This window comes from Streptomyces hainanensis, from assembly GCF_004348415.1.
Classification (GTDB): Bacteria; Actinomycetota; Actinomycetes; order Streptomycetales; family Streptomycetaceae; genus Streptomyces; species Streptomyces hainanensis.
This window is the reverse complement of the sequence record NZ_SMKI01000771.1, coordinates 1-1,858: the sequence shown is the minus strand read 5'-3', so window position 1 is coordinate 1,858 and position 1,858 is coordinate 1. Positions and strand designations below refer to the sequence as shown.

Sequence of the window (1,858 nt, the reverse complement as noted above, 5' to 3'; positions counted from 1 at the left end):
GTCACCCGGTTGTCCCGGCCCGAAGTGCGCCTCCGGCCCGCCCCCGCACACGATGAGCGGGTCGGAGCGACCGATGGGAGCCACCCCGATGACCCGAGCCCGGCTGCGCACGCCGATCCTGCTGGCCGCCACCGCCCTGCTGACCGTCCCCGGCTGCGCCACGGCCGACGGCGACTCGGTCCGGGTGCGCCCGGCCGCCCGTCAGGACGCCACCGACACCGACGACCTCCCCCGGCGCTTCACCGACCAGCGCCTCGACTGGTCCGCCTGCCCCAAGCCGGACGCGGCCGAGGGCGACGGCGCCGCCAGCCCCTCACCGCTGCCGGACGGCGAGGACTGGGAGTGCGCCAGGATGACGGCCCCCCTCGACTACACGAACCCCGAGGGCGACACCATCGACATCGCCATGATCCGCGCCCGCACCAAGGCGAAGGGCGACGACCGGATCGGCTCCCTGCTCTTCAACTTCGGCGGCCCGGGCGGCTCGGGCGTCGCCACGCTGCCCGCCTTCGGCTCCGACTACGCCAAGCTCAACAGCCGCTACGACCTGGTCAGTTTCGACCCGCGCGGCGTCGGCGACAGCGAGGGCGTGCAGTGCCTCGACGACCAGCAGCTCGACGAGTACTTCGCCGCCGACGCCGACCCGCGGACGGCCGGCGAACGGCGCGCCTTCATCGACCGGCTCAAGGAGTTCGACCAGGGCTGCGAGGACCGCGCCGGCAACCTGCTGCCGCACCTCACCACCACCAACACCGCCCGCGACATGGACCTGATGCGGAAGGTGCTCGGCGACGACAAGCTGCACTACTTCGGCATCTCCTACGGCACCGAACTCGGCGGCGTCTACGCCCACCTGTTCCCGCGCCGCGTGGGCCGCGCCGCGCTCGACGCCGTCGTCGACCCCACCGGCAGCGCCGAGGACGGCGCGCTCGGCCAGACCGCGGGCTTCCAACTCGCCCTCGGCAACTACCTGGACGCCTGCGCCGAGAGCGACGACTGCCCGCTGGGCACCGACCCCGACAAGGCCGAGGACAAGCTCCGCGACTTCCTCGACGGCCTGCGCGACCACCCCCTCGACACCCGCGACCCGGACGACCGCAAGCTCACCCAGTCGCTGGCCTGGAGCGGCATCGCCCAGTCCCTCTACTCGCAGACCTTCTGGCCCTACCTCACCCAGGGCCTGGACGACGCCATGACCGAGGACAACCCGGACGGCACCGTGCTGCTCGCCCTCGGCGACTCCATGAACGGCCGCAACCCGGACGGCAGTTACAGCACGCTCCAGTCCTCGCTCACCGCCATCAGCTGCGCCGACTCCAACCAGCGCTTCACCGTCGACGACGTCCGCGACAAGCTCGACGACTTCGAGGACACCTCCTCCGTCTTCGGACCGCAGATGGCCTGGGGCCTCCTCAACTGCACCCACTGGCCCGTCGACGGGCAGCGCGCGCACCCCGACGTCAGCGCCGACGGCGCCCCCAAGATCCTGCTGATCGGCACCACCGGCGACCCGGCCACCCCCTTCGACGGCACCGCCCACATGAAGGACGCGCTGGGCGACGACGTCGGCGTGGAGCTCGTCTTCGAGGGCGAGGGCCACGGCGCCTACAACAGCGGCAACAAGTGCGTGCAGGACACCACCAACGACTACCTGCTGAACGGCGACGTCCCCGACGACGGCAAGCGCTGCAAGCCGTAGCCCGCGCTACGCGCTACACCTTCTGCCCCGTCGGCCGCACCACGACCTCGTTCACGTCCGTCCCCGCCGGCTGCGCCAACACCCAGGCCACGCAGTCCGCGACGGCCTCCGGCGCGAGCAACGGCCCAGGGCCGGGGCCCCCGTCCCCCCACCCCGAGG

The 1,858-nt window shown here is 72.5% G+C and carries 1 protein-coding gene; it reads left to right on the top strand.

Going from position 1 to position 1,858, the window contains the following annotated elements; all coding sequences use genetic code 11:
- The first annotated feature begins 88 nt into the window (after window positions 1-88).
- On the top strand, window positions 89-1,699 hold the full coding sequence (locus tag E1283_RS35750) for an alpha/beta hydrolase (RefSeq protein WP_132822322.1): 1,611 nt from the start codon (window positions 89-91) through the stop codon (window positions 1,697-1,699).
- Window positions 1,700-1,858 lie beyond the last annotated feature (159 nt).

Bases quoted from the DNA above. Each gene is read 5' to 3' on its own strand.
- E1283_RS35750 (WP_132822322.1), top strand. From the start codon at position 89: ATGACCCGAGCCCGGCTGCGCACGCCGATCCTGCTGGCCGCCACCGCC.